Origin of the sequence: Neolewinella marina (assembly GCF_002631205.1) — a bacterium.
Classification (GTDB): Bacteria; Bacteroidota; Bacteroidia; order Chitinophagales; family Saprospiraceae; genus Neolewinella; species Neolewinella marina.
Window position 1 is genome coordinate 13,993 of the sequence record NZ_PDLO01000006.1, and the last position, 25,197, is coordinate 39,189.

At 63.1% G+C, this 25,197-nt stretch carries 21 protein-coding genes; 14 read left to right on the forward strand and 7 right to left on the reverse strand.

Annotated features, from left to right (window positions below; translation table 11 throughout):
- The first annotated feature begins 87 nt into the window (after nt 1-87).
- Both CGL56_RS13260 and CGL56_RS13265 read left to right on the forward strand, forming a co-directional pair.
- Nucleotides 88-585, forward strand: coding sequence for an Lrp/AsnC family transcriptional regulator (locus CGL56_RS13260; RefSeq protein ID WP_099107053.1), 498 nt, complete (start codon nt 88-90; stop codon nt 583-585).
- Nucleotides 586-731: 146 nt separating this feature from the next.
- Complete coding sequence (locus tag CGL56_RS13265) at nt 732-1,517, forward strand: hypothetical protein (protein ID WP_099107054.1); 786 nt, start codon at nt 732-734, stop codon at nt 1,515-1,517.
- Nucleotides 1,518-1,536: 19 nt separating this feature from the next.
- Here CGL56_RS13265 and mnmG read toward each other — a convergent pair whose 3' ends face one another.
- Nucleotides 1,537-3,402 (reverse strand): tRNA uridine-5-carboxymethylaminomethyl(34) synthesis enzyme MnmG, encoded by a 1,866-nt coding sequence (mnmG, locus tag CGL56_RS13270; protein ID WP_099107055.1) that lies wholly within the window; start codon nt 3,400-3,402, stop codon nt 1,537-1,539.
- A gap of 300 nt (nt 3,403-3,702) precedes the next feature.
- Here mnmG and CGL56_RS13275 point away from each other — a divergent pair, with 300 nt between their 5' ends.
- The 6 genes from CGL56_RS13275 (at nt 3,703) to nqrF (ending at nt 10,325) form a co-directional block, all read left to right on the forward strand.
- On the forward strand, nt 3,703-5,316 hold the full coding sequence (locus CGL56_RS13275; RefSeq protein WP_099107056.1) for a Na(+)-translocating NADH-quinone reductase subunit A: 1,614 nt from the start codon (nt 3,703-3,705) through the stop codon (nt 5,314-5,316).
- A 56-nt stretch (nt 5,317-5,372) separates the two neighbouring features.
- Nucleotides 5,373-6,776: an NADH:ubiquinone reductase (Na(+)-transporting) subunit B gene (locus CGL56_RS13280; protein ID WP_099107057.1), complete on the forward strand. Its 1,404-nt coding sequence runs from the start codon at nt 5,373-5,375 to the stop codon at nt 6,774-6,776.
- 18 nt (nt 6,777-6,794) lie between these two features.
- Nucleotides 6,795-7,541 carry an FMN-binding protein gene (locus CGL56_RS13285; protein WP_099107058.1) on the forward strand — a complete coding sequence of 249 codons (747 nt, stop codon included), beginning with the start codon at nt 6,795-6,797 and terminating at the stop codon, nt 7,539-7,541.
- A gap of 8 nt (nt 7,542-7,549) precedes the next feature.
- Complete coding sequence (locus CGL56_RS13290) at nt 7,550-8,314, forward strand: NADH:ubiquinone reductase (Na(+)-transporting) subunit D (protein ID WP_099107059.1); 765 nt, start codon at nt 7,550-7,552, stop codon at nt 8,312-8,314.
- 55 nt (nt 8,315-8,369) lie between these two features.
- Nucleotides 8,370-8,984 carry an NADH:ubiquinone reductase (Na(+)-transporting) subunit E gene (gene nqrE, locus CGL56_RS13295; RefSeq protein ID WP_099107060.1) on the forward strand — a complete coding sequence of 205 codons (615 nt, stop codon included), beginning with the start codon at nt 8,370-8,372 and terminating at the stop codon, nt 8,982-8,984.
- A 66-nt stretch (nt 8,985-9,050) separates the two neighbouring features.
- Nucleotides 9,051-10,325, forward strand: coding sequence for an NADH:ubiquinone reductase (Na(+)-transporting) subunit F (nqrF, locus tag CGL56_RS13300; RefSeq protein WP_099107061.1), 1,275 nt, complete (start codon nt 9,051-9,053; stop codon nt 10,323-10,325).
- Nucleotides 10,326-10,600: 275 nt separating this feature from the next.
- Here the strand turns inward: nqrF and CGL56_RS13305 are convergent, their stop codons facing one another.
- Genes CGL56_RS13305 through fabG form a run of 3 tightly spaced genes read right to left on the reverse strand, consistent with a single transcriptional unit; the run spans nt 10,601 to nt 13,694 of the window.
- Entirely contained in the window at nt 10,601-12,208 is a 1,608-nt protein-coding gene (locus CGL56_RS13305) for a cellulose synthase family protein (protein WP_099107062.1), read from the reverse strand.
- Nucleotides 12,209-12,210: 2 nt separating this feature from the next.
- Nucleotides 12,211-12,915, reverse strand: a complete 705-nt coding sequence (locus CGL56_RS13310; RefSeq protein WP_099107063.1) for a glycosyltransferase family 2 protein — start codon at nt 12,913-12,915, stop codon at nt 12,211-12,213.
- 47 nt (nt 12,916-12,962) lie between these two features.
- Complete coding sequence (gene fabG, locus CGL56_RS13315; protein WP_099107064.1) at nt 12,963-13,694, reverse strand: 3-oxoacyl-[acyl-carrier-protein] reductase; 732 nt, start codon at nt 13,692-13,694, stop codon at nt 12,963-12,965.
- 101 nt (nt 13,695-13,795) lie between these two features.
- Here fabG and CGL56_RS13320 point away from each other — a divergent pair, with 101 nt between their 5' ends.
- The 5 genes from CGL56_RS13320 to CGL56_RS13340 all read left to right on the forward strand — a co-directional run bounded on the left by CGL56_RS13320 (nt 13,796) and on the right by CGL56_RS13340 (nt 19,497).
- Entirely contained in the window at nt 13,796-14,095 is a 300-nt protein-coding gene (locus CGL56_RS13320) for a YbaB/EbfC family nucleoid-associated protein (protein WP_245184184.1), read from the forward strand.
- Between the two features lie 37 nt (nt 14,096-14,132).
- Nucleotides 14,133-16,028, forward strand: coding sequence for a cation:proton antiporter (locus CGL56_RS13325; RefSeq protein WP_099107066.1), 1,896 nt, complete (start codon nt 14,133-14,135; stop codon nt 16,026-16,028).
- Nucleotides 16,029-16,152: 124 nt separating this feature from the next.
- A complete protein-coding gene (locus CGL56_RS13330) occupies nt 16,153-16,557 on the forward strand; it encodes a hypothetical protein (protein ID WP_143470734.1) in 405 nt (134 codons plus the stop codon).
- A 34-nt stretch (nt 16,558-16,591) separates the two neighbouring features.
- On the forward strand, nt 16,592-18,163 hold the full coding sequence (locus CGL56_RS13335; protein WP_099107068.1) for an NAD(P)/FAD-dependent oxidoreductase: 1,572 nt from the start codon (nt 16,592-16,594) through the stop codon (nt 18,161-18,163).
- Nucleotides 18,163-19,497, forward strand: a complete 1,335-nt coding sequence (locus tag CGL56_RS13340; protein ID WP_099107069.1) for a glycosyltransferase 87 family protein — start codon at nt 18,163-18,165, stop codon at nt 19,495-19,497. Before CGL56_RS13335 ends, CGL56_RS13340 begins: the two co-directional genes overlap by 1 nt.
- A 255-nt stretch (nt 19,498-19,752) precedes the next feature.
- On the opposite strand, the gene CGL56_RS13345 is transcribed toward CGL56_RS13340, so the two are convergent.
- On the reverse strand, nt 19,753-21,171 hold the full coding sequence (locus CGL56_RS13345; protein ID WP_099107070.1) for a CCA tRNA nucleotidyltransferase: 1,419 nt from the start codon (nt 21,169-21,171) through the stop codon (nt 19,753-19,755).
- 76 nt (nt 21,172-21,247) lie between these two features.
- Here CGL56_RS13345 and CGL56_RS13350 point away from each other — a divergent pair, with 76 nt between their 5' ends.
- Nucleotides 21,248-23,092 carry a lamin tail domain-containing protein gene (locus CGL56_RS13350; RefSeq protein ID WP_167641655.1) on the forward strand — a complete coding sequence of 615 codons (1,845 nt, stop codon included), beginning with the start codon at nt 21,248-21,250 and terminating at the stop codon, nt 23,090-23,092.
- Here the strand turns inward: CGL56_RS13350 and CGL56_RS13355 are convergent.
- Nucleotides 23,035-24,357, reverse strand: a complete 1,323-nt coding sequence (locus CGL56_RS13355; protein WP_099107072.1) for a serine hydrolase domain-containing protein — start codon at nt 24,355-24,357, stop codon at nt 23,035-23,037. The genes CGL56_RS13350 and CGL56_RS13355 overlap by 58 nt on opposite strands.
- Nucleotides 24,358-24,402: 45 nt before the next feature.
- On the reverse strand, nt 24,403-25,167 hold the full coding sequence (locus CGL56_RS13360; RefSeq protein ID WP_167641654.1) for an acyl-[acyl-carrier-protein] thioesterase: 765 nt from the start codon (nt 25,165-25,167) through the stop codon (nt 24,403-24,405).
- Nucleotides 25,168-25,197 lie beyond the last annotated feature (30 nt).

The window sequence follows — 25,197 nt, forward strand, 5'->3', positions numbered from 1 at the left end:
TTGAGGAGGGAAAATCCCTGTAAAATTGGATAAAACCGCGTTTCTTAGTGCCACACCGTGTGAAATCAACCCCGAACAAGAAAATCAATGGCAGAAGTCTCTTCCACCCCCTCCCGGTACACCGCCGCTGACCTGGACGCCACCGACATTGCAATCCTGAGGATCCTCCAGTCCGACGCCAAAAAGACGGCCAAGGAAATCGCCGCCGGACTCCAGCTTACGGCCAGTCCGATCTACGAGCGCATCAAGCGGCTGGAGGAACGCGGCTTCATCCGCAAATACGTGGCCATCCTCGACAAGGCCCGCTTCAACCTGCCCGTCACCTCCTTCTGCCAGGTCAGCATGCGCTACCACGACGAGAAATTCATCGAGAAATTCGAGGAGCAGATCCAGGCCCTCGAGGAGGTGCAGGAGTGCTACCACATGGGCGGGGAGGTGGACTTCATCCTGAAGATCCACAGCAAGAGCCTCGAGGACTACCACGAGTTCATCAAGTTCAAGCTGTCCAAAATCGAGAACATCGGGGTGCTCACCTCCTCTTTCGTGCTCAAGGAGATCACCAGCAGCGTGGCGTTGCCGATTTAGGTCTGGGGGCGCCCGGAGCGCGGGTGCCGGGGAAGGTCGTTCGGCCGCGGGCCGTAATCCGGGTAGGCAATTCCGTAACCGGGGTAGGATTTTGGTGGTGTAACCGAATTACTTTTGGGGCGATTATCTACCCTTACGCCGCCCCCATGCGCTATTCCCTTTTGCAGGCAATCTGTTGCTTGCTCATCCTTTCGGGTGGATTGTCCGCCCAGCGCGCCGACAGTACGGCCGTACACCGGCAGCTCTCCGGGATGATCAGCGCTACCCACAATGGGATTTCCATCATTCCCTCCTTTTCCCTGGACAAGCCGGCCCTCATCGTCAACCTCAAGATGGGTAGCCGCCGGTTCACCTTCGAGCCCGATCTGCGCTTCGCCCTGGAGGGCAAGCCCTGGTCCATGCTCTTCTGGGGGCGCTACCAGGCCGTACAGGGTGAGCGCTTCTCCCTGCGGCTGGGGGCCCACCCGGCCATCAACTTCCGCACCGTCATGGCCGAGGTCGGGGGCGAGTGGCGGGAGGTGATCGAGACCCGCCGCTACGTAGCCTCCGAGGTGGTGCCCAGCCTGCGCATCAGCGACCGCTTCAGCCTGGGCATGTACTACCTCCACGGCCGGGGCTTCGACGCGGGGATCAAGACCAGCAACTTCGTACAACTGAATGCGGCCTGGACGGGCATCGCCCTGGTGCGGGACTGGCAGCTTCACCTTTTTCCCCAATTCTATTACCTGCGCACCGATGCCCTTGACGGCACCTACGTGGCGGGCGCGTGGCGGATCAACCAGCCCGGCCTGCCCTTCTCCCTGAGCGGACTCGTGAACCGGAGCATCCAAACGGAAATCTCCCCGGAGCGCAAATGGATCTGGAACGTGGTGGTCGAGTACCGTTTCGGCGGGGAGTACCGGCGGGTGGATCAGCCGGTGAACCTGCGGTAGCGGGCACTGCCTCCTGCTATTACCGGCCGAGGTGGACCAGCAGCACGCTGACGTCCGCCGGGCTGACGCCGCTGATGCGGCTGGCCTGGCCGATGGTGACCGGCTTGAGCTGGTTCAGTTTCTGGCGGGCCTCCTTGGACAGGCTGGTAAGCTGCTCGTAGTCGAAGGACTTGCCGAGTTTGATGCCTTCCAGGCGGCTCATCTTCTCTACGGCCTGCCGCTCGCGCTCGATGTAGCCTTCGTACTTGAGGGTGACTTCGGCGAGGTTGACGGTTTCGGCGTCGTAGGCGGAGAGAAACTCCCGCAGGGCGGGCACGGCGCCGGCCAGTCCCTCCAGGCTCACGCCGGGGCGGGCCAGGATGGAATCGAGCTTCACGCCCTGCTTGAGGGGGGCGGTGCCCGCTTCCTCGAGGTAACCGTTGATCTGGTCTGGGGTGATGCTGTGCTGCCGTAGTTCGGCGGAGATGGCGGCTACGCCGGCGACCTTCTCCTGCACCCGCGCCTGCCGCCCCTCCATATTGCGGACGCCGAGGGCGGCGGCCAGGGGAGTGAGACGGAGGTCGGCGTCGTCCTGCCGCAGCAGGATGCGGTACTCGGCGCGACTGGTGAACATGCGGTAGGGCTCCTCGGTGCCCTTGTTGATGAGGTCGTCGATAAGGACGCCGATGTAGGCATCGCTGCGCCGCAGGATGAAGGGGTCGCGCTCCTGGACGGCGAGGGCGGCGTTCATGCCGGCGATCAGGCCCTGGCAGCCGGCCTCCTCGTAACCCGTGGTACCATTGATCTGTCCGGCGAAGAAAAGGCCGGGTACCAGCCGCGTCTCCAGGGTGGGGCCGAGCTGGGTGGGGGGGAAGAAGTCGTACTCGATGGCGTAGCCGGGGCGGAACATCTTCATGTTCTCGAAGCCGCGCACCTTGCGCAGGGCCTTATACTGTACGTCCTCGGGCAGGCTGGAGCTGAAGCCGTTGACGTAGATCTCGCAGGTGTTGCGCCCTTCGGGCTCGACGAACAGCTGGTGCTGGTCGCGGCCGGCGAAGCGGTCGATCTTGTCCTCGATGCTGGGGCAGTATCGGGGGCCGAGGCCGCGGATGCGCCCGTTGAACATGGGGCTGCGGTCGAATCCTTCGCGGAGGGTCTCGTGCACCTCCGGGCTGGTGTAGGTGACGTGGCAGGGCAGCTGGTTGGTCAGCGGCGGGGTGTCGGTGTAGCTGAAACGGCCCGGGTTCTCGTCGCCGTCCTGGACGGTCATGACGCTGTAGTCGAGGGTGCGGCCATCCAGGCGGGCGGGGGTGCCGGTCTTCATGCGGCCGGCCTCGAAGCCCAGTTCCTGCAGCTGCTCGGTGAGCCCCTTGGCCGAACGTTCGCCGGCGCGACCACCGCCGAACTGTTTTTCGCCGATGTGGATGGTGCCGTTCAGGAAGGTGCCGTTGGTGAGCACCACGGAGCGGGCGGGGATTTCCATGCCCAGTCCGGTATACACCCCGCGGGCCCGGCCATCCTTGACCAGGATGCCGGTGACCATCTCCTGCCAGAAGTCGATGTTGGGGTGGGCCTCCAGCTTTTCCCGCCAGTTGAGGGCGAAGGCCATCCGGTCGCTCTGGGCGCGGGGGCTCCACATGGCGGGGCCCTTGCTGCGGTTGAGCAGGCGGAACTGCACCATGGTCTCGTCGGTGACGATGCCGGAATAGCCGCCGAGGGCGTCGATCTCGCGTACGATCTGTCCCTTGCCTACGCCGCCCATGGCGGGGTTGCAGCTCATCTGGGCGATGGTCTGCATATTCATGGTAGCCAGCAGCACCTTCGCGCCGAGGTTGGCGGCCGCTACGGCAGCCTCACAACCGGCGTGACCGGCACCGACTACAATTACGTCGTAGGTAGGAAACATATCAATTACTTTAGGACGTTCTGCAAACGCCTTACGAATCCGCAAAGTTACGGAGGACCAGGAGGTTGTACTATACGGTGGCCCCGAATCCTTTATATAGAAGCCTCCGGCGGCGGCTTGTTGTGTGGAATAAGTCTAAATAGCGTCGCCCAGTTAACATCTAAAATGCATAGGTGGCCTAGATGTTAGCGAATGCGTAACTTTGCGGCCATTCATAAAGGCAGGCAGGATTTGCCGGCTTTTTCTCCCATCGGTCGCCCCCGGTGACCGGGTCATTTGTACAACCGCACGCTTTCGCGTATGAAAATCTTAAAGAGACCGGCCGGCCTGATTCTCCTCTTGCTGGCCGCGATTTCGTTCCAGTCGCAGGACGGAGTGGCTGGCAGCAACCTGCTGTTCTACGGCCTTGCCGCCCTGGCCCTGATCATCTTCTTCTACATTGTCGTCAGCGTGGCCGATAACTTCATGGTTATCGAGTCCAGGCAGATGGGCATCAAGGACAGCAGCATGATGGGCCTCTTCCCCTCCTTCCGGGAGATCTTCCGGCCCAAGAAGCCCGAATACCTCGAGAAGGCCCACGTGTACACCCTGACCAAGGGGTACGACATTCCCATGGAAGGGGAGGCCAGCCCGGTCATCCGCGAGCCGCAGGTGACCCGCTTTGCCGTTTCCCCGCCCGACTTTTTCGGTCTGATGCCCATTCCGAAGGTACTGGTGGAGGAAGGCGATACCGTCAAGGCCGGTGATCCCATCTTCTACGACAAGAAACTGAGCCGCATCAAGTTCGTCGCTCCCGTGAGCGGTGAGGTGATCGGCGTCAACCGGGGCCTGAAGCGGTCCATCTCCGAGATCGTCATCCTGGCGGACAAGGAGCAGCAGAGCCGCAGCTACACCCTGCCAGCGGCCGACGCCCCGCGGGAGGAGCTCGTGGAGTTCCTGCTGGAAAGCGGCGTATGGCCCGTCATCCGCCAGCGCCCCTACAACCGCGTGGCCGACCCCGACGTGGTGCCGCGCGACATCTTCATCTCCACCTTTGATTCCGCCCCCCTGGCGCCGGACCTGACCCTGAGCGTACGGGGCCGCATGGACGTCTTCCAGGCCGGTATCGACGTGGTGCGCCGCCTCACCGACGGTCTGGTGTACCTGGGCCTGGACGGCCGCCGCGAAACGGAGTCGCCCTTTACGGCGGTATCCGGTGCCGAGAAGCGCTACTTCCGCGGTGCCCACCCCGCCGGCAACGTTGGCGTACAGATCCACCACATTCACCCCTGCGGTGCCGGCGACAACACCGTCTGGACCCTGGGCGTCGATGAGGTACTGCTGATCGGTGAGCTGTTCCAGAACGGCCGCTACGACACTTCTCGCCTGGTGGCCCTGACGGGAAGCTCCTTCAGCGAGCCCTGCTACGTAAAGACCTACGCCGGAGCCAACATCGGCGAACTGATCGCCGGTGAGCAGGTGGAAGACAACGCCCGCATCATCAGCGGCGACGTACTGTCGGGCATCCAGAAGAGCACCGACGGGTTCATGACCTTCTTCGAGAACCAGGTTACGGCCATTCCCGAAGGCAACGAGGCCGAAATGTTCGGCTGGCTGGTACCCGTGAAGCCCCGGGCTTCCATCTCCCCCACCATCCCCGTGCTGAGCGACCGCATCGAGATCACCACCAACACCCACGGTGAGAAGCGGGCCTTCGTGGTCAACAACGACTACGAGCAGGTCATGCCGATGGACATCTACCTTACCCAGCTCATGAAGTCGATCCTGGTCAACGACCTGGAAAGCATGGAGGGACTGGGCATTTACGAACTGGTTCCGGAAGACGTTGCCCTGGCGGAATTCGCCTGCGTCTCCAAGCAGCCCCTGCAGCAGATATTGCGTCAGGGTCACGACACCATGATTGAGCAAGGTTAACCATAGAAAATGACGGACTGTTAGCACCCGCCAGGTCCGCACACATAAAGCTTCCCATGAAAGCACTTCACGATTTTGTAACCAAGTTCGAGCCGGATCACAGCAAGTCGCCCTTCCTGCACACGACCTACGACGCTTTCTATACCTTCCTGTTCCAGCCGCCCACCGTTACCAAGGGAGGCGTGCACGTACGCGACGGTATGGACCTCAAGCGACTGATGGTCTGGGTAGTACTGGCCCTGCAGCTGCTCTACGTCTTCGGAACCTGGAACATCGGTCACCAGCACTTCCTGGCCCTCGGCAAACACGCCGGCCTGCTGGAAGGCTTCCACCTGAAGCTCGTCTACGGACTGATCCAGATCATCCCCATCTTCGTGGTCACCCACGTGGTAGGCCTGGGTATTGAATTCCTCTATGCGGCCAAGAAGGGCCACTCGGTGGAGGAGGGCTTCCTGGTTTCCGGTGCCCTGATCCCCCTGATCATGCCGCCGGACATCCCCCTGTGGATCCTGGCCGTCTCGGTAGCCTTCGCCGTTATCCTCGGCAAGGAAGCCTTCGGCGGAACCGGTATGAACATCTGGAACATCGCCCTGCTTTCGCGGGTCTTCATCTTCTTCGCCTACCCCACCACCATCTCCGGTGACGAAGTATGGGTAAGCGGTATCGAGAAGGTGGACGTTGGCCTGTACGCCAGCGAGGCCTACAACTGGGCCCACCACGTCTTCGACTGGATCTTTGCCGGCTTCGGCTGGTCGACCTTCGGCGTGGGCGGAGAACTCGTAGCCGACGGCTGGACGGGCGCCACCCCCCTGGGCATCGCCGCCAAGGAAGGCTGGGAAGGCGTAGAGGCCGTCTACGACCAGAGCAGCATCTTCTGGGGCACTATTCCCGGCTCCATCGGTGAGTCGAGCGTACCCCTGATCCTGATTGGCATGGCCTTCATCATGTTTGCCCGCGTGGCCGACTACCGCGTCATCGTAGGCGGACTGATCGGCTTTATGGTGGCCGGCCTGATGCTGAACGCCATCGCTCCCGCCGAGCTGACCCCCGACACCCCGGGTATCTTCAAGTTCATGGCCATCCACCCCCTGCGGCAGATGATCATGGGCAGCTTCCTGTTCGCCATCACCTTCATGGCTACCGACCCCGTCAGCAGCGCGGATACCCCCACCGGCAAGTGGATCTACGGATTCCTGATCGCCTTCATCGGCCTCATCATCCGGGTACTCAACCCCGCCTACCCCGAGGGCTGGATGCTGTCCATCCTGCTGCTGAACACCTTTGCTCCCCTCATCGACCACTACGTCTACCAGGCCAACATCAAGCGCCGGGCCAAGCGTACGGCCGCCATGGCCAAGACGCGCGACGAGCTCATCACCAAGCGCAATGAGGAGGTGGAAATCTTCACCCCCCAGAACGCCGAGGGCTACCGCCCCGTCGGAAACGTTGGCAACTACTAAAATAAACCTCACTCAATCATGAGTACGAAATACATCTACACCTTCGGCGTCATCATGACGGTAGTGGTTGCCCTGCTGCTGGCCGGCTTCCGGACCGTCACCGCCGAGGCCGCCGCCCGCAACGAAGACATCTTCAACAAGCGGGAGATCCTGGCTACCCTGGCCGAACCCCTGGCCGAGGCCGGGTCGCCCATCGAGACCCTGACCGATGCCGAGGTGCTGGCCATCTTCGACGAGCAGGTGGAGCAGATCGTCGTCAACCCCGCCGGTGAGCAGGTGGCCGACGTGGAGTTCAGCGCCATCGACCTGGCCAAGGAATACAAGAAGCCCGAGGCCCAGCGCCTCTACCCCATCAACATCTTCAACATCGACGGCGAGCGCTACTACGTCTTCAGCGTGCGCGGCAACGGACTGTGGGATGCGATCTGGGGCAACATCGCCCTGGCTTCCGACCTGAACACCGTTACCGGTGCCAGCTTCGACCACGCCGGTGAAACCCCCGGTCTCGGTGCCGAGATCAAGGACAACGCCGGCTGGAAGTCGCAGTTCAAGGGCAAGAAAATCTACAACGGCGACGAGTTCGTGAGCATCCTCGTCCGCAAGGGCGGTGCCATCGACCAGGAGCACGAGGTAGACGGCCTCAGCGGCGCCACCGTAACCGCCGACGGCGTAACCAAGATGCTGTACAACGGCCTCAAGGCCTACCAGCCCTTTATTGAAGAGCAGCGTGCGGAAGCGGGTGCTACCAGCATGAACCTAAAGTAAATCCGACCATGGCAGAATCTACTGAACTGAGAACCGGCGTCGTCGCAGACCCCAAGAAGCCGGTCGCAGAAAAAGAACCCCTCTTCGGCAAGAAGGAGAAGATCCTCATTACCGATCCCCTGCTGGACAACAACCCCATCACCATCCAGGTGCTCGGTGTCTGTTCGGCCCTGGCCGTTACCTCCCTGGTCTACCCCTCGCTGGTGATGGCCGTGGCGGTGGTCTTCGTATGTGCTTTCTCGAGCCTGCTGACCTCCCTGATGCGGAACATCATTCCGAAGGCGGTCCGCCTGATCGTCCAGCTGGTGATCATCGCCACCCTGGTGACCCTGGTGAACGAAGCCCTGAAGGTGCTCGCCTTCCCCGTTTACAAGCAGCTGTCGGTCTACATCGGCCTGATCATCACCAACTGTATCGTCATGGGCCGCCTGGAGGCCTTTGCCATGGCCAACAAGCCCTGGCGTGCCTTCCTCGACGGCGTGGGTAACGGACTCGGCTACGGCCTGATCCTGGTGGCCGTCGGTGTGGTACGCGAGCTCTTCGGCAAGGGCAGCCTGTTTGCCGGTTCGCCGATCGCGATGAACATCATCGGCCCCAGCGGCGACACCACCCAGTACTGGATCAACACCGCCGCCGACAGCGGAATCGGCAGCTTCTTCGGCTGGTACGCCAACAACAACCTGATGGTACTGCCCGCCGCGGCCATGTTCGTGATCGCGGTCTTCATCTGGATCCAGCGGAGCTACAACTCCAAACTGGTCGACGTTTCCTAAGCGGGGGCTTTTGCCTGCTACCCCCCCTTCCTCAACTTTCTAAATTCCTCCCCCCATGGGCGAATTTCTCAATATCTTCATCAAGTCGGCCTTCATCGAGAACATGGTGCTGGCCTACTTCCTCGGAATGTGCTCCTTCCTGGCCGTTTCGAAGACGCTCTCCACGGCCACCGGTCTGGGCCTCGCCGTCATCTTCGTACTCGGCATCACGATGCCCATCAACTGGGTCATCAACGAGTACGTACTGATCCCGGCCGAGCTCGAGTTCCTGCGCTTCATCCTCTTCATCGCCGTTATCGCCTCCACCGTACAGCTGGTGGAGATGGTGGTGGAGAAGTTCAGCCCCGGCCTCTACGCCGCCCTCGGTATCTTCCTTCCCCTCATCACCGTTAACTGCGCCATCCTCGGAGGCAGCCTCTTCATGGTGAGCCGGGAGTACAACCTCACGGAGTCCATCGCTTTCGGCCTCGGTGGCGGTCTGGGCTGGTTCCTGGCCATCATCGCCCTGGCGGCCATCCGTGAGCGCATCCGCTACAGCAACGTGCCCCCCGCCCTGCGCGGCCTCGGTATGGCCTTTTTGATCACCGGACTGATGGGTATTGCCTTCCTCAGCCTCACCGGAATCGACCCCACCGTCTTTGCCGGCTGGAGCGGAACGGTTGCCGAATAGCGCGTTTTTACCCCAAACTGATGAACCGTCGGCCTCGCGGCTGGCTTACCCATAAAATACGGTCTCATGATAACCATTGGATTAGCGGTTGTAGTTTTCACCATCATCGTGCTGGCCCTCATCACGATGCTGCTGGTGGCGCGCCGCAGACTCGTTCCCCAGGGAGAGGTCAGCATCATCGTGAATGGTGACAAGGACAACCCCCTGCGGGTGCAGCCGGGCAACACCCTGCTTACCGCCCTCTCGGACAAGAGCGTCTTCCTGCCCTCCGCCTGTGGCGGTGGCGGCACCTGCGCCATGTGCGAATGCCACATCACCAAGGGTGGCGGCGACGTACTGCCCACCGAACTCAACCACCTCACCCGCCGTGAAGTGGCCGAGAACAAGCGCCTGGCCTGCCAGGTGAAGGTCCGCCAGGATATGGAGATCCAGATCCCCGAGGAGATCTTCGGCATCAAGAAGTGGGAGTGTACCGTCGACCGGAACTACAACGTGGCCACCTTCATCAAGGAGTTCGTGGTGCGGCTGCCGGAAGGCGAGACCCTCGACTTCGAATCGGGCGGCTACATACAGGTGGACGTGCCCAAGTGTGAGGTCCACTTCAAGGACTTCGACATCACCCCCCACCCGGTATTCCACAAGGGAGCCCCGGCCGACAAGTTCAAGCCCGACTGGGACAAGTTCGGTATGTGGGACTTCGTCATGAAGAACGACGAAGAGCAGTTCCGCGCCTACTCCATGGCCAACCACCCGGCCGAGGGCGACATCATCATGCTCAACATCCGGATTGCCCCCCCGCCCTTCGACCGGCAGAAGAACGCCTACATGGACGTCAACCCCGGGGTTTGCTCCAGCTACGTCTTCAACCAGAAGCCCGGCGACAAGGTGACCATTTCCGGTCCCTACGGTGAGTTCTTCATCAAGCCCACCAACAAGGAGATGGTCTACATCGGCGGTGGTGCCGGTATGGCCCCCCTGCGCAGCCACCTATTCCACCTCTTCCACACCATGAAGACCGACCGGAAGGTGAGCTACTGGTACGGCGGACGCTCCAAGGCCGAGCTCTTCTACACCGAGGAGTTCCGCGCCATCGAGGAGGAATTCCCGAACTTCAAGTACCACATCGCCCTGAGCGACGCCCTGCCCGAAGACAACTGGAACGGCATGACCGGCTTCATCCACCAGGCCGTCCTCGATAACTACCTGAAGGATCACCCCGAACCCGAAGAGATCGAGTACTACCTCTGCGGACCGCCGCTGATGCTGCAGGCCGTACAGAATATGCTCGACGAACTCGGCGTACCCGAGGAGAACATCGCCTTCGACGACTTCGGCAGCTAGTACAACGCGGTCTCCCGACCGCGCCAGTACATCGCTGCCTCCCGGCAGCGCCAGTACGATGCGGTCTCAGACCGCGCAAGCAAAAAGCTGCCTCCGGCAGCGCTGAAACGCCCACCTGGATGATCCCGGTGGGCGTTTTGTATTCTGGGCGGTGGTGCATGTGGTCTCACAAGTCCGGTCGGCTCGTTCGCTGCGCTGCCGGAGGCAGCATTGTGCTTTCGCTGCCTGAGGCAGCGTTGTACTTGCGCCCCGATGGCTATCGGGGAGGCAGCCTCCTACTTGGCCAGCCCCAAATGCTTCACGCTGTAGTAAAAGATAGCCCCGTAACCCAGCGCAAGCAGGCTGTGGAAGACGATAAAGGTGGTATTCTCGACGTAGATGCCGCCCACAACGGCCAGCAGGAAGTAGAGCGCCAGAACGCCTTCCCCCAGGGTGATCCAGTTGAAGCTGCCCGAAAGGTATTTGCGGGCCCGGAGCTTGTCGGTCACCGAGTTGATGTTGAACTTGGGGGTGCGCACGAAGGGGCTCTTCTTGCCGCGGTAGCCCTGCAGCACCGCCACTGAGTTGTGGAGGGAAAGCCCCATGCTCAAGGCCAGGAAGAGGGGGAAGAGGAAGAGGAACTTCAGGAGGGACTTCACGAAGCTCGGCTCCTTGTTGGCCAGGCTCTGGACGTTGGCGGCGTAGTACACCCCGATCACCGAGAGGAGCCCCCCGAGGAAGAAGGCGAAGAAATTCTTGTTGAAGCCGAGCTCGGCCAGTTCCCCCAGCAAAAAGAGCAGGGGCACGCTGAAGACCCCACAGAGGAAGACAAAAAGGAAGATGGAACTGGCCAGCAGGTGGGCCGAGGCGTGCACCTTGTGGCGGAAGGGGAGGCCGCTGGACCATACGGCCGGCAGCATCTTCCGCGCGGTTTCCGCGCCGCCCTTCATCCAGCGGTGCTGCTGGCTCTTGAAGCTGTTCATTTCCACGGGCAATTCCGCCGGGCTGCCCACCCGCTCCAGGTAGCGGATCCGGTAGCCCGCCAGCTGACTGCGGATGCTCAGGTCGAGGTCCTCGGTCAGCGTATCGGGTTGCCAGCCGCCGCCGGCTTCGATGGCCTCCCGCCGCCAGACGCCGGCCGTGCCGTTGAACTGCAGCAGGTGGCCTCCCTTCATGCGCCCCACCTGCTCCACGGTGAAGTGGACGTTGAGCTGCAGCGCCTGCAGGCGGGTGATGAGGCTGTAATCTTCGTTCAGGTGCTCCCAGCGGGTCTGTACCACGCCCACCCTCTCGTCGGCGAAGTGGGGAATGGTGCGGCAGAGGAAGTCGGGGGCCGGAACGAAGTCGGCGTCGAAAATGGCCAGAAATTCCCCCCGGGCTTCTGACATCGCGTCGCGGAGGGCACCGGCCTTGAATCCCTGGCGGCGGGGCCGGATGATCTGCTCGATCTGGTAGCCGCGGGCGCGGTATTCCCTCACCTTCTCGGCCACCAGTTCCACGGTTTCGTCGGTGCTGTCGTCCAGGATGTGGATCTCGTAGCGGTCCTTCGGATAGTCGAAGGCGGCCACGGCGTCGATGAGGCGGCCGATGACGTAGTACTCGTTGTAGATCGGGAGTTGTACCGTGACGAAGGGGTAGTAGGGCGGCGCGGGCGCGGGTGCCAGGGCAAGTTGCCCCGTGCAGTGGGAAGGGCCTTCCTCCCCGGCGAAGGCCAGGGCGGCTTCCTTACGTACGACGGCCTGTTGGGTGGCCGCCAGGCGGGCGAAGGATACCGGGTGTTCCAGGGTGGGGTCTTCGTCCCGCTTGTAATGGTACAGCAGGTTGAACTGCAGCAGGCAGTAGGTGGTGATGTACAGCAGGCTGATCGTGTAGATACCCAGAACCACAAAAGCAAGCACGGTCATGATCAGATCAGTTTGAAGATGGTCCAGAGTATCTTGTGTCCGGCCAGCAGGGTGCCGCGTACCGTTCCCGACACCTTGGAAACCCCGATGCGGCGGCGGTAGCGGACGGGCACCTCGGTACACCGCATACCGGCCTTGGCGGCCCGTACCTGCATCTCCACCGTCCAGCCGAAGTCGGGATCCCGCATCCCCAGTTGGCGGAGTGCGGGGTAGCGGATGGCCCGGAACGGACCCAGGTCCGTAAACTCATAACCGTAAAACACCCGAATAAGATTCGTCGCCAGCCAGTTGCCGAACACCTGGGGGACGGTCATGCTACCGGATTCGGACTCGCCCCGCGCCCGCGAGCCGATCACCAGATCGTAGCCCTCCTGCAGGATGGGGGCGATCAGGGTGGGCATTTCCTCGGGGTAGTCGCTGTGGTCGCCGTCAATGAACACCACGATGTCGGGCCACTCGTCGGCGGGCCGGTCGGCGATGCGGCGCATCCCCCTCAGGCAGGCGGAGCCATAGCCCGCCCGGCTCTCGTGGACGATAGTGGCACCCGCGGCCGCGCCCACCTCGGCGGTACGGTCGCTGCTGTTGTTGTCGCACACGATGATGTCGCGCACCAGCGCGCGGGGGATGGCCTCCACGACCAGCCCGATGCTCGCCTCTTCGTTGTAGGCGGGAATGATGACGTCGATAACGGGGGTGGTGGCGGGCAAATTTGGGCTTTCGGCAAAGATACGTTGCCCGCTACGCCCCGGATTGTTTAGCTCAGGCCGCCGTCCACGCTGATCACCTGTCCGGTGATGTAGCTGCTCAGGTCGGAGCCGAGGAAGATGCAGGCGTTGGCGATCTCCTCGGGCTTGCCGAAGCGCTTCAGGGGGATGTTGGAGAGGTAGTCCTCCCGTACCTTTTCCGGCAGCTCGTCGGTCATGTCGGTTTCGATGAAGCCGGGGGCGATCACGTTACAGCGCACGTTGCGGCTGCCCATTTCCTTGGCGATCGACTTGCTGAAGCCGATGATGCCGGCCTTGCTGGCCGCGTAGTTCGCCTGGCCGGCGTTGCCCTGGATGCCGACGATGCTCGACATGTTGATGATGCTGCCGCCGCCGCGCATCATGGTGCGCATGGCGTGCTTGGTCAGGTTGAAGACCGACTTGAGGTTGTTGTCCATGACCGTATCCCACTGCTCTTCGTTCATGCGCAGCATCAGGGTATCGCGGGTTACCCCGGCGTTGTTGATCAGGATGTGGAGGCCACCCATGTCGGCCACTACGGTCTTGATGAGTGCTTCGGCCTGGGCGTAGTCGGCGGCGTCGCTCTGGTAGGCTTTGACGTTTTCGCCGAGCTCCTCAACCAGGGCGTTGGCCGGGGCGGCGGAGCTGCGGTAGGTGAAGGCAACCCGCGCACCGGCGGCGGTAAGGGAACGAACCAGGGCGGCACCGATGCCGCGGGATCCTCCGGTGATGAGGGCTACTTTTCCGTCGAGTAAGCTCATGGGGCGTATCTTTTTTTGGTGGCCGCCAAAGGTAGGGTAAACTTAAACTCCCGCCCCGGCCTTTTAGTAGCTCACCAACCACTGCAGCCATGTTCGGAGATATGATGAAGCAAATGGAAGAGATGCAGGCCAAGATGCAGGAGCAGCTGGCCCAGCAGACCTTCGAAGCCGAGGCCGGCGGCGGCGCGGTGCGCGTTACCTGCGACGGCACCCGTACGATCCAGAACGTGAGCATCGACCCCGAGCAGGTCGACCCCTCCGACCTGGAAGCCCTGGAGGACCTGCTGGTAGTAGCCACCAACCGCGCCCTGGAGCAGGCGGCCGCCTACGAGGCCAAGCAGGCCGGCGGCATGATGGACAACATGCTCCCCGGGGGGCTCGGCAGCCTTCTTGGCGGATAAGTCTTACTTTTCAGGGCCAAAGGCCAGTTGATTTTTTATGGAAGAACTTGCGGGGATCATCATACTCGGAATTTTCGCCCAGTGGCTTGCCTGGCGCGTAAAGATTCCCGCGATCCTGCCACTCATCGTTATCGGTCTGCTGGTGGGGCCCCTTTCTACGCTCTTTACCGCCGACGGCAGCAAGCTCATCAGCCCCATCTTCGAAGTGGCGGGGGAAGACGCGGTGGGCCGTGGCCTCTTTCCGGGGGAGTCGCTGTTCTACTTCGTCAGCCTGGCCATCGGGGTCATCCTCTTTGAAGGGGGACTTACGCTGCAGTTCCGCGAGGTAAGGGAAACCCAGCGGTCCATCCTCCGGCTCATTTCCGTGGGCAGCCTCATCACCTTCGTTGGCGCGGGGTTGGCGGCCCACTACATCATGGACCTGGGCTGGAGCATCAGCTTCCTCTTTGCCGCCCTGATCATCGTGACGGGCCCTACCGTCATCGCGCCCATCCTGCAGAACATACCGCTGAACCGCAACGTCAGCACCGTGCTGAAGTGGGAGGGCATCCTCATCGACCCCCTGGGCGCCCTGGTGGCCGTACTGGTCTTCGAGTTCATCAGTTCCACCGACCACGGCTTCGGCTTTACCACCGAGGCGCTGCGCACCTTCGTGCAGATCGTGATCTACGGCGGCACCCTCGGCTTCCTGGCGGGCTACGGCCTGTTCCACATCATCAAGCGGGAGCTGGTACCCCACTACCTGCTCAACGTCTTCATCCTGGCCTACGTGCTGTTCATTTTCGTGCTCAGCGACCAGCTGGCCCACGAGTCGGGACTGCTCGCCGTGGTGGTGATGGGCCTGGTGCTGGCCAACAAGGACGTGCCCCGCATCAAGGAAATCCTTTCGTTCAAAGAGTCGCTGAGCGTACTGCTCATCTCCATCCTCTTCATCCTGCTGGCGGCCAATATGAACATGGCGGAGTTGCGGCTGCTCACCGAAGACTGGCGCCCCCTGGCCCTTTTCGGCTGCGTGATCCTGGTGCTGCGCCCCCTGAGCGTGTTTATCAGTACGGCCCGCGGCAACCTGAGCACCAACGAAAAGCTCTTCATCAGCTGGGTAGGGCCCCGCGGCATCGTGGCGGCGGGTATCGCTTCCCTGTTCGGCCTGAAGCTGGCCGCCGACGGGGTGCCCGGCGCGGAGTACATCACCCCCCTGGTCTTCATGATCGTGCTGGGCACCGTACTCATCAACGCCACCACCGCCCGCCTGGTGGCCCGACTGCTGAACGTCATCCAGGACACCTCCAGCGGGGTGCTGGTACTCGGTGCCAATGACTTCGCCATCACCATCAGTGAATACCTGAAGGAGCAGGGGCGGGAGGTCTTCCTCGTCGACAGCAACAGCAGCAACATCCGCCGGGCCCGGGAGAAGGGGCTGCGCGGCATCGTCGGGAACATCTATAACTCCGACCTGAGCGACGAGTACGACCTGCTCGACGTGGGCTATATGCTGGCCCTTACCGGCAGCAACGACGTGAACGACTACGCCATCCACCGTTACGAGGACATCTTCGGTGAGCGGGGTGCCTACCGCCTCATCACCGCCGACGAGATGAAGGAATCCGGGGCCACGGCCGAAGACGAGCACATCTTCAGCCACACCGACGACTTCATCAACCTCAGCGAAGCCCACCGGGAGTCCGCTGTCATCCACGAGCACAAGCTCTACAGCCAGCGGGAGCTACTGGACCTGCTGCTCATCGCCGCGGAGGAGAAGTACTCCATCCCCCTCTTCATCAAGGCCCCGGACGGCGGGCTCACCGTCATTCCCTACGACCCGGAAACCCTCGACGTGGACGACGGGGAATACCACCTCGTTTACCTTGGCGTGAAGCTTCCGGATGTAAAATCGAGCCGCCCCCGCGTAACGGAAGAGCAGGGCAAGTTATAAATCAGTATCTTCGTTATTTAAGTTTTTGAAGAACCGCCGCCCGGAAGCACCAAACCAACTCCGGCCGCCGTTCCTGGATTACCTAGTACCTATTCTGGAGTTTAGCCTTATGCAATACCTACTCATGTTAGTCCTTATGGGCTGCGCCTCGGTGTCTTTTGCACAAGACCCCGCGGACATCTTCCATAAGACGGTCGACGTGGACAACGTCAACCGCATCTCCTTCGACGTCTATCCGAAGGACCAGGTCGAGTTTCGATCCTGGCCCGGAGACGACCTCCTCATCGAGACCACCGTGCAGATCAAGAATGTCAAACAGGACATTCTCGACTTCTACATGCGCCAAAAGCGGTACGTCCTCAAGCCCCAGGTCACCGGCGACCAGATGCAACTGGTCAGCTACGACAAGAACCGTCGCGTGGTCAAGGGCACCGAAGGCAGCGCCTTCGAGGAAGTGGTGATCGTCGTCTACCTGCCCGAAGACTTCTCTCCGGCCGGTAACCGGCAGTACACCCGCGTCAGCCGTTGAACGGGGCCGGCGGGAGTGCGTAACTTTGCCCTCCATGCCGACCACCATAGAAATCAAGCTACCCCCCGCCGAACTGCAGAACGCAGCCGCCCTGCGCCGTGCGGTGAGCCGGCAGGGTAAGATCCCCGAAGCGGACATTGCCGACGTCACCGTCAACCGCCGCAGCATCGACGCCCGTGGGGCCAACCCCGTGTACCGCCTGCGCGTGGACGTCTGGCGCTCCGGCGAGGAGATCGCCCCGGAGTCCCCCCCGGATTTTAACCTCCGCGACGTGGCCGAGGCACCCCCCGTAGCCATCGTAGGCTGCGGCCCCGCTGGCATGTTCGCCGCCCTGGAACTGATCGAACTGGGCCTGCGCCCCATCATTCTGGAGCGCGGACTGGACGTGCGGCAGCGCCGCCGCAGCCTGCGGGCCATCCAGCAGGACGGCACGGTGGACCCCGACAGCAACTACTGCTTCGGCGAGGGCGGGGCGGGAACCTATAGCGACGGCAAGCTCTACACCCGCAGCCTGAAGCGGGGCAACTACCTGAAAGCCCTGCAGGCCCTGGTGGCCCACGGCGCCCAGGAAAACATCCTGATCGACGCACATCCCCACATCGGCTCCAACAAGCTGCCGGGAGTGGTAGCCAATATGCGGCAGACCATCCTCGACCACGGCGGTGAGATTCGCTTCGGCCACCGCGTGGACGACCTGGAATTCACCGACGACGTGCAGGCCCTGATCGTCACCGGGGCCGACGGACAGTCCTACCGCCTCACCGCCGCGGCCTACATCCTGGCCACCGGCCATTCGGCCCGCGACATCTACGCCCTGCTGCACCGCCGCGGCCTGCAACTGGAGGCCAAGCCCTTTGCCCTCGGCGTACGCATCGAACACCCCCAGCCACTGATCGACCGGATCCAGTACGGGCAGGAGCAGCGGGAGGAAAACCTGCCGGCCAGCAGCTATAAACTGGTGACCCAGGTGCGCGACCGGGGGGTATTCAGCTTCTGTATGTGCCCGGGCGGACTGGTGGTGCCCGCGGCCACCGCCCCCGGCGAGATCGTGGTCAACGGCATGAGCCTCTCCCGCCGCGACAGCCCCTTCGCCAACTCCGGCACGGTGGTGGCCGTGGAACTGGAAGACCTGGCGCCCTTTGCCGACCACGGCGTGTTCGCCGGCCTGGCCCTGCAGCAGTCGGTCGAACGGGCCATGTTCGATAGCGGCGACGGCAGCCAGCGGGCCCCGGCCCAGCGGCTGACCGACTTCGTGAAGGGGCGCCTCTCCCGCGACCTGTCCGACACCAGCTACATCCCCGGGCTGCACTCCGCCCCCCTCCACCACCTCCTCCCCGCCTGCATCTACCAGCGGTTGCAGGAGGGCGTGCAGGCCTTCGGCCGGAAAATGCGGGGCTACTACACCGAAGAGGCCAACGTGATCGGGACCGAGAGCCGGACTTCCTCCCCCGTACGCATCCCCCGCGACCGGCAGACCTACCAGCATCCCCAGGCGGCTTCCCTCTTTCCTTGCGGAGAGGGGGCGGGCTTCGCCGGCGGTATCCTCAGCGCGGCGATGGACGGGCAGAACGTAGCCCGCGCCGTGGCCGCAAAGGTGAAGTCGTAGTGCGGCGGGCAGCCCGGCTGGGCGGTGCGCTGCTGCTGACGCTGGGCGTTGCCTACCTGGGGTTTGGGGTGGACCGCACCGACTTCTGGTCGCTCTTCACCGCTTTCACGGTGGCCTTCGCCGGTTACCTGCTCATCATTCGCTACGGAGATGGCCACGGAATACGACGCTGGGTTGCCCTGGGCATACTGCTGCGGGTCGCTCTGCTCTTCGCCTTTCCCCGGCTGAGCGACGACGTCTATCGCTTCATCTGGGATGGCCACCTGATCCTGGCCGGGGAAAACCCTTTCGCTCACCCCCCGGTCCACTACGGGGAGGGAGAAGTGCCGGGAGCGGACGGGGCCCTGCTGCAGCGGCTCAATTCTCCGGAATACCACTCAATCTATCCGCCGGTAGCCCAGGCGGTGTTTACCGTGGCTGCCTGGGTAAGTCCCGGCAGCTGGTACGGGGCGGCGGTGGTCATGAAGGTGTTTCTGCTGCTGGCCGAGCTGGGCACCCTGTGGCTGTTGCTGCGGCTACTGGGAAGTTTCGGGCTGCCCCGTTCACGCCTCTTGTTGTACTGGCTCAACCCCCTGATCCTGGTCGAGATCGTGGGCAACCTCCACTTCGAGGGCCTCATGCTGGGTTTCCTGCTGCTTTCGCTGTACGCCCTTACGCGGAGCCGGTACGGCGCGGCCGCGGGTGCCATGGCCCTGTCAATCGCCAGCAAACTCCTGCCCCTCATGCTGCTCCCCTTTCTGCTGCGGCGCCTTTGGGGGCGGTCGTTCTGGGTGTTTTTCCTGACGGTGGGGGCGGTTACGCTGGCCCTTTTCCTGCCTTTACTGCTCGGCAGCGGGTTCCTAAGCGGGTTTGGCAACAGCCTGGACCTTTACTTCCGCAAGTTTGAATTCAACGCCAGCCTGTACTACCTGCTGCGCAGCTACGGATTCTACGAGGTGGGGTACAACCAGATCGCCCGCTTCGGACCCCTGCTGGCCCGGGTAGCGGCCCTCACTATCCTGCTGGTTGCCCTAGCCGACCGGCGTACGGACTGGCGCTCCCTGCCGGGGTCGTGGCTGGGAGCCTTCATGATCTACCTGCTCTGCGCCACCACCGTCCACCCCTGGTACCTGGCCGCCCCGATCGTACTGAGCTGTTTTACGCCCTGGCGATTTCCGTTGTTGTGGTCTTACCTGATTATGCTAACTTACACCAGTTACACCACCGTCCCCTACCGGGAAAACCTCTGGCTGGTGGGGGTGGAGTACCTGCTGGTGGCTGCCTTCTTCCTCTTAGAGAGGAGGTGGCACCAAAAAGAAAGGCCCGCGCGAGTATCGCACGGGCCCCGATTGTAGCTTTCAGACTACCGGAATAACTGGAATTTAGTGCGCCAAATGCGCAAGGGATATAGTACAAACCTTCAAAACGCGGCGGTGGGAAAACCAACAATCCCAGGCGCCAAATAAGTGAACACGCTTTTTGGAAAAACTCGAGGGCGATGTTGCACCATCTCCTCGATATGACAAAGATAGGCGGGGGGGGAGGGGGTAGACCACCCCACGATCGTGGGGTGCGGCAAAGAATTATTGTTAAAATTTCGTTGGGGCGTACTACTCCCTGACGGGCTGCAGCGACATTCCGGCGGCTACCTCGAGCATTTTGGCGTAGGCGGCTTCGTATTCGTTGGGAATGTCGCCGTCCAGGATTGCTTCGCGGACGCTGTCCTTGATGGCCCCTACTTCCCGGCTGGGGGGGATGCCGAAGGTTTCCATGATGAGCTCGCCCGAGATGGGGGGCTGCCAGTTGCGCAGGTGGTCCTTTTCCTCGATCTCCCGCATGCGCTCGCGCAGCTGCTCGTAGTTTTCGAGGTAGCGCTGCACCTTTTTGGCATTCTTGCTGGTGATGTCGCTTTCGCAGAGGGTCATCAGGTCCTCGATGTCCTCGGCGGCGTCGAAGAGGATGCGGCGCACGGCCGAATCACTGATCTCTTCCTGGGTCAGGGAGATGGGCCGCTGGTGGAGGGCCACCAGTTTCTGTACGTACTTCAGCCGGTCGTTCGGCAGCCGCAGGCGTCGGAAGATTTTGGGCACCATGCGCTCGCCGACCGCGTCGTGGGCGTGGAAGGTCCAGCCCGCCTCGGGTTCCCAGCGCTTGGTGCGGGCCTTGCCGATGTCGTGCAGCAGGGCTGCCCACCGCAGCCAGAGGTCGTCGCTGCGTTCGGCCAGGTTGTCGACCACCTTGGTGGTGTGGATGAAGTTGTCCTTGTGCTTGCGGCCGTTGCGGCTTTCGACTCCGCGCAGGGCGGCGAGTTCGGGCAGGATGTAGGGGAGCAGCCCGCTTTCGTCGAGCAGCCGCAGGCCGATGCTCGGTTTGGCGGTCAGGAGAATCTTGTTCAGTTCGGTGGCGATGCGCTCCCAGCTGATGATCTTGATCCGCTCGCGGTTTTCCTTGATGGCGCGGAAGGTGACCGGGTCGATCCGGAAGCCCAGCTGGTTGGAGAAGCGGATGGCCCGCAGCATCCGCAGGGGGTCGTCGCTGAAGGTCTTGCCCGGCTCCAGGGGGGTGACGATCCGCTTCGCTTCCAGGTCTTCCAGCCCGTTGAAGGGATCAATGATGCTGCCGTAGTCGTGGTCGTTCAGGCTGATCGCCAGGGCGTTGATGGTGAAGTCGCGGCGGTTCTGGTCGTCGGTCAGGGTACCGGATTCGACGGTGGGCTTGCGGCTGTCGGAGCGGTAGCTCTCCTTGCGCGCGCCTACGAACTCGATCTCCATGTCGTGGTGCTTCAGGGCGGCGGTACCGAAGCGCTTATATACGGTTACGCGGCTGCGGGGGTGAAGATTGTCGGCTACCCGACGAGCCAGTTCAATACCGCTGCCCACGCAGACGATGTCGAGGTCCTTGCTGGGGCGGCCCAGCAGGCGGTCGCGCACGTAGCCGCCCACCACGTAAGTGGGGAAGCCCAGGGCCGCGGCGGCCTGCCCGATCACTTCAAAAATCTTGCGTTCGTCTTCCCGGATCTGAAATATCATATCGGCCGCGAAGATAAGACTTAACACCAGTCCACTATAAGTAGACTGCTCCCGCCTACCTATGCGGGTAAAAGCCATGCACCCACCCTACTATGCTTATCTCCTGTTGGCCCTTGCCCTGTTGACCGGCACCCGCGGCCGCGCCCAGGATACCATCATCCGCCAGAATTTCGAAGCCGCCGCGCCCCGCCCCTTGTCCTACACTTCTCCCACGCCCCCCTACGGCAGCGGCGGCCTTCCCACCTGGAATGTCGTCACCGGCAGCGGGGCCATCGCCGAGGCCGCGGAGGGTACCCACTTCTGGGCGGTAAGGGACGCGGACAACCCCACGGCCGCCGCCCCCCGCCTGGAAATCACCTTCGACGCCGATACGATCTGCTCCCTGACCAGCGCCCGTTTCGTCTTCGCCTACCGGGTAGAGGGCTACGATGGCGGCGATGATTTCGGCTACCTGCTTTACCTCGACGGTATTCCGGAGGAGGAGGTCATCCTGGTCGACGGCCGCAACGGCGGGGGCGTTTCCACCGACGGCTGGGTATACGATACCGTCCCCATTCCCGGTACGGCCCATACCGCCCGGCTGCTGCTCTTCTTCGACCAGAACGGCGACGACGTGGCCGGCATCGACGACGTGCAGCTGCTGGCCACGGGCAACGACGGCAGCTGCCGCCCGGTATGCGGACTGCGCCTCGGGGAACCCCTGGCGAGCTGCGAGGGCATGAGCCCCGACGCGGACGAGTTGTTCTTGCAGATTCCCTATGCTGGAGCCGAAGCCGGCGCCCGGGTATACAGCAGCACTGGCCGGATCGGTGGCGACGACCCCGGCCGGGTGCCCGATGGCACCATTACCCTGAGCGGCCTGCCGGAGGGAGAAGTCCACGTACTGCAGGTCAGCGGCGGCGACTGCGACCTGACCCTCCCGCTGGAGTACCCGGCCGACTGGTGTGCGCCCAGCGACCTGGTCATCAACGAAGTGCTCGCCGACCCCGGCGAGGACATCAACGGGGACGGCTACATCAACGGCGGCGACGAATTCGTGGAGCTTTTCAATCGGGGGAGCACGGACTACGCCCTGGGCCAGTACACCCTCCAAGACGCTTCCCAGTCCGGCCCCCGCTACACCTTCGCCCCCGATGCCCTGCTGGGGCCGGGACAATCCTTTCTGGTGGTCGCCAGTAGCGGAGCGCCCGACGCCGACTGCGCCTACGGCGTGGCCAGCGGTTTCCTGGGACTTAACAACGACGGGCCGGAGACCGTCACCCTCCGCGACCCCGACGGGCGGGTGGTTGCCCAGTGGTCGGTCGACGATGCCCCCGCCGGCGAATCCCTGGTGCTCTCCCCCGACGGAAACCTGGACGGTGGCTATCTACCGCATACCTCCGTGGACGGCAACCGATCCTCGGCCTGCCTCACCGCCGCCCGCCTGCCGGTGAAGCTGGAGTCGTTTACGGTTACCCCCCTGGCCGCGGCGGTGCGGCTGGACTGGATCACGCGAGAAGAAATCCACCATGAGGCGTTCCTGGTGGAGCGCAGCAAGGCCGGCCGCCGGTATACCGTACTGGGCCGGTTGACGACCGGCAACGGCCATTACGTTTTCTTCGATTATGCGCCCTTCCCCGGTCAGAATATATACCGTCTGCGGCAGATCGACACCGACGGCGGCGAGACGGTCTACGGGCCACGGCTGGTAAGGCTCGACAGCGGAACGGTTCGCGTTTACCCCAACCCGACCACTGCTACCCTGACGTTAAGCGGAACGGTGGGGCCGGAGGTGCAATCCACCATCCACCGCTCCGACGGCCGGCGCGTCCTTTCCTTTCGGGGGGCGCAGGCCAATGTGCGCAGTCTGCCGGCGGGGGTGTATTACCTGCGCATCCGCGGGGAGGCCTCCTCGGAGTCGGTCCGCTTTATAAAGGAGTAGATCATTTCCTGGATCCGGGGGCGGATCGACAGTTCGTAGATGGCCCGGCGGTCGCGGCCCGGATGCACGCGGTTGCTGAGGAAGATGTAGAGCAGGTCGTACTCCGGGTCGGCCCAGACGAAGGTGCCCGTGTAGCCGCTGTGCCCGAAGCTGGAGGGGGAGGCGGACTCGGCCACCGAACTGGTGGCGGCGTCGTATTTCAACAGCGGCTTATCGAAACCCAATCCGCGGCGGTTTCCTTCTTCGGGGTACTGGTAGCGGGTGAATTCCGCCACCGCCTCCTCCGTCAGGTAGCGACGGCCCTCGTAGGTGCCGCCGTTCATCAGCATCTGGTAAAGTTTGGCAAGGTCTTCGGCGGTAGAGAAGAGGCCGGCATTGGCGCTCACGCCATCCATCATGGCGGCCCCTTCGTCGTGTACCACCCCGTGGAGGGTATCCATGCGGAAAAACGTGTCTACTTCGGTGGGAACGATCCGGTCGAGGGGGATGCCGCGGTCCAGGGGGCGGTAGCCCAGGTCATCGGCCCCGAGGGGGTCGTAGAAGTTTTCCCTCAGGTACTGCCGGTAATCCTGGCCGGTGGTCCGCTCCACGTAGCCGGGGAGGAGGTAGAACAGGAGTCCGGAGTAGACGTAATCGCCGGGGGGCTTCAGCGGCGACTTGCGGATGGCGCGGTAGATGTTCTTTTCGCGGTACTTCCGGTGGAGCCAGAGGTCGTCCGTCAGCCGGATGGGGAAGCGGGCGGTGCTGTCGCGGCGCATCGTCCGCGCGCGGAAGCGATAGTCGTTGGTACGGGTGGCCTGCCAGTCCTTCTTCCAGGGATAGCGGCCGTTTCCGCGCAGGGTGGATTGCCAGTAGGGGACCCACGGCAACAGGCCGGCGCGGTGGGCGAGCACGGACCGCAGGGGGATGGCCTGCTTGTCGGTGCCCTTCAGCTCCTCGAACAGCCAGCCCAGGGGGGCGTCCAGGTTCAGGCGGTTTTCCCCGTACTGCTGCATCAGCACCAGCAGGGCGGAGGAGGTTTTGGTGACCGAGGCGAGGTCGTAGACGTCATCGGGGCGGGTGGGCCGCTGCCGTTCGTAGGTGTGGTGGCCGGCGGTGACGTGGAGCAGGGGTTCTCCCCGGTGCCATACCAGCACCTGGGCGCCGGGGAAGGCGCCAGCGTCGATGCCCTCCTCCAGTACCGAGCGGATGGAATCTTTCAGGGCATCCTGGGCCGTGAGCGGCAGGGTGAGCAGCAGGAGCAGCGGAGTAAGGAGAAAGCGCATGGGCGGGGATTGGGCGGGTACGCGGGTGCGGTGCAAAGTACCGCTTTACAGCGGAGTCCAGTGGGTGGCCATGGTGGCCAGCAGTTCGGAATCGTTGCGGTAGAGGGCGTGGAGGAATCCGGTGGTCTGTCCGTCGGGGGCGGTCCGTGCCGTGAGGGTGTCCCCGTAGCGGGCTTCGCGGTGGTAGGAGATGTCCGCGTGGCGGGGGAGGTGGCTGGAGAGGAAGTCGAGGCCCAGGGGCTCCAGCATCAGTTCGGGGAAGGCGGGATTGGTGAGGTGGTTGTTGAAGTCGAGGTGGGAGAAGGCTACCTGGCAGTGGCGCTCCGCGGTGGGCGTTGCCGGGGGTACCAGCTTACCGCCGGGGCGGGGCAGGTGGGTGGCCGGGTCCGGCAGGGTGCCGAGCCGGTGTACCACCTCGTCGGGGATGGGGCGGATGCGGCGGGTTTCCAGGTGCATGACCGACCAGGTAGAGGTGGAGCGGATCAGGGGGCGGCCGTCCCCGTCGAGGAGGTAGAAGTCGCGGTAGGTGATCAGCCGGCGGTCGATGTGGGTGGGCAGGGTGGTGACGGAAACTTCCTCTCCGAGGCGGGGCCAGCGGTCGGCCTCGATCACCTGCCGGTGCATCACCCAGGTGAGGCCGTGGGCCGCCGTGAGGTCGCTGCTGGATACCCCCAGGCGGTCCGTATTCTGCATGGCGGCCTCCTGGAACAGCCGGATCAGGTGGGGCAGGGTCAGCCGCCGGTGGGGCCCGACGGTGGACGCCGCGATGCGGGCCGTGACCGTTTCCCGGAGGGGTGATTCTTGGAGCACGCTAACAACTTTTTGTTTATTTTTGCCAAA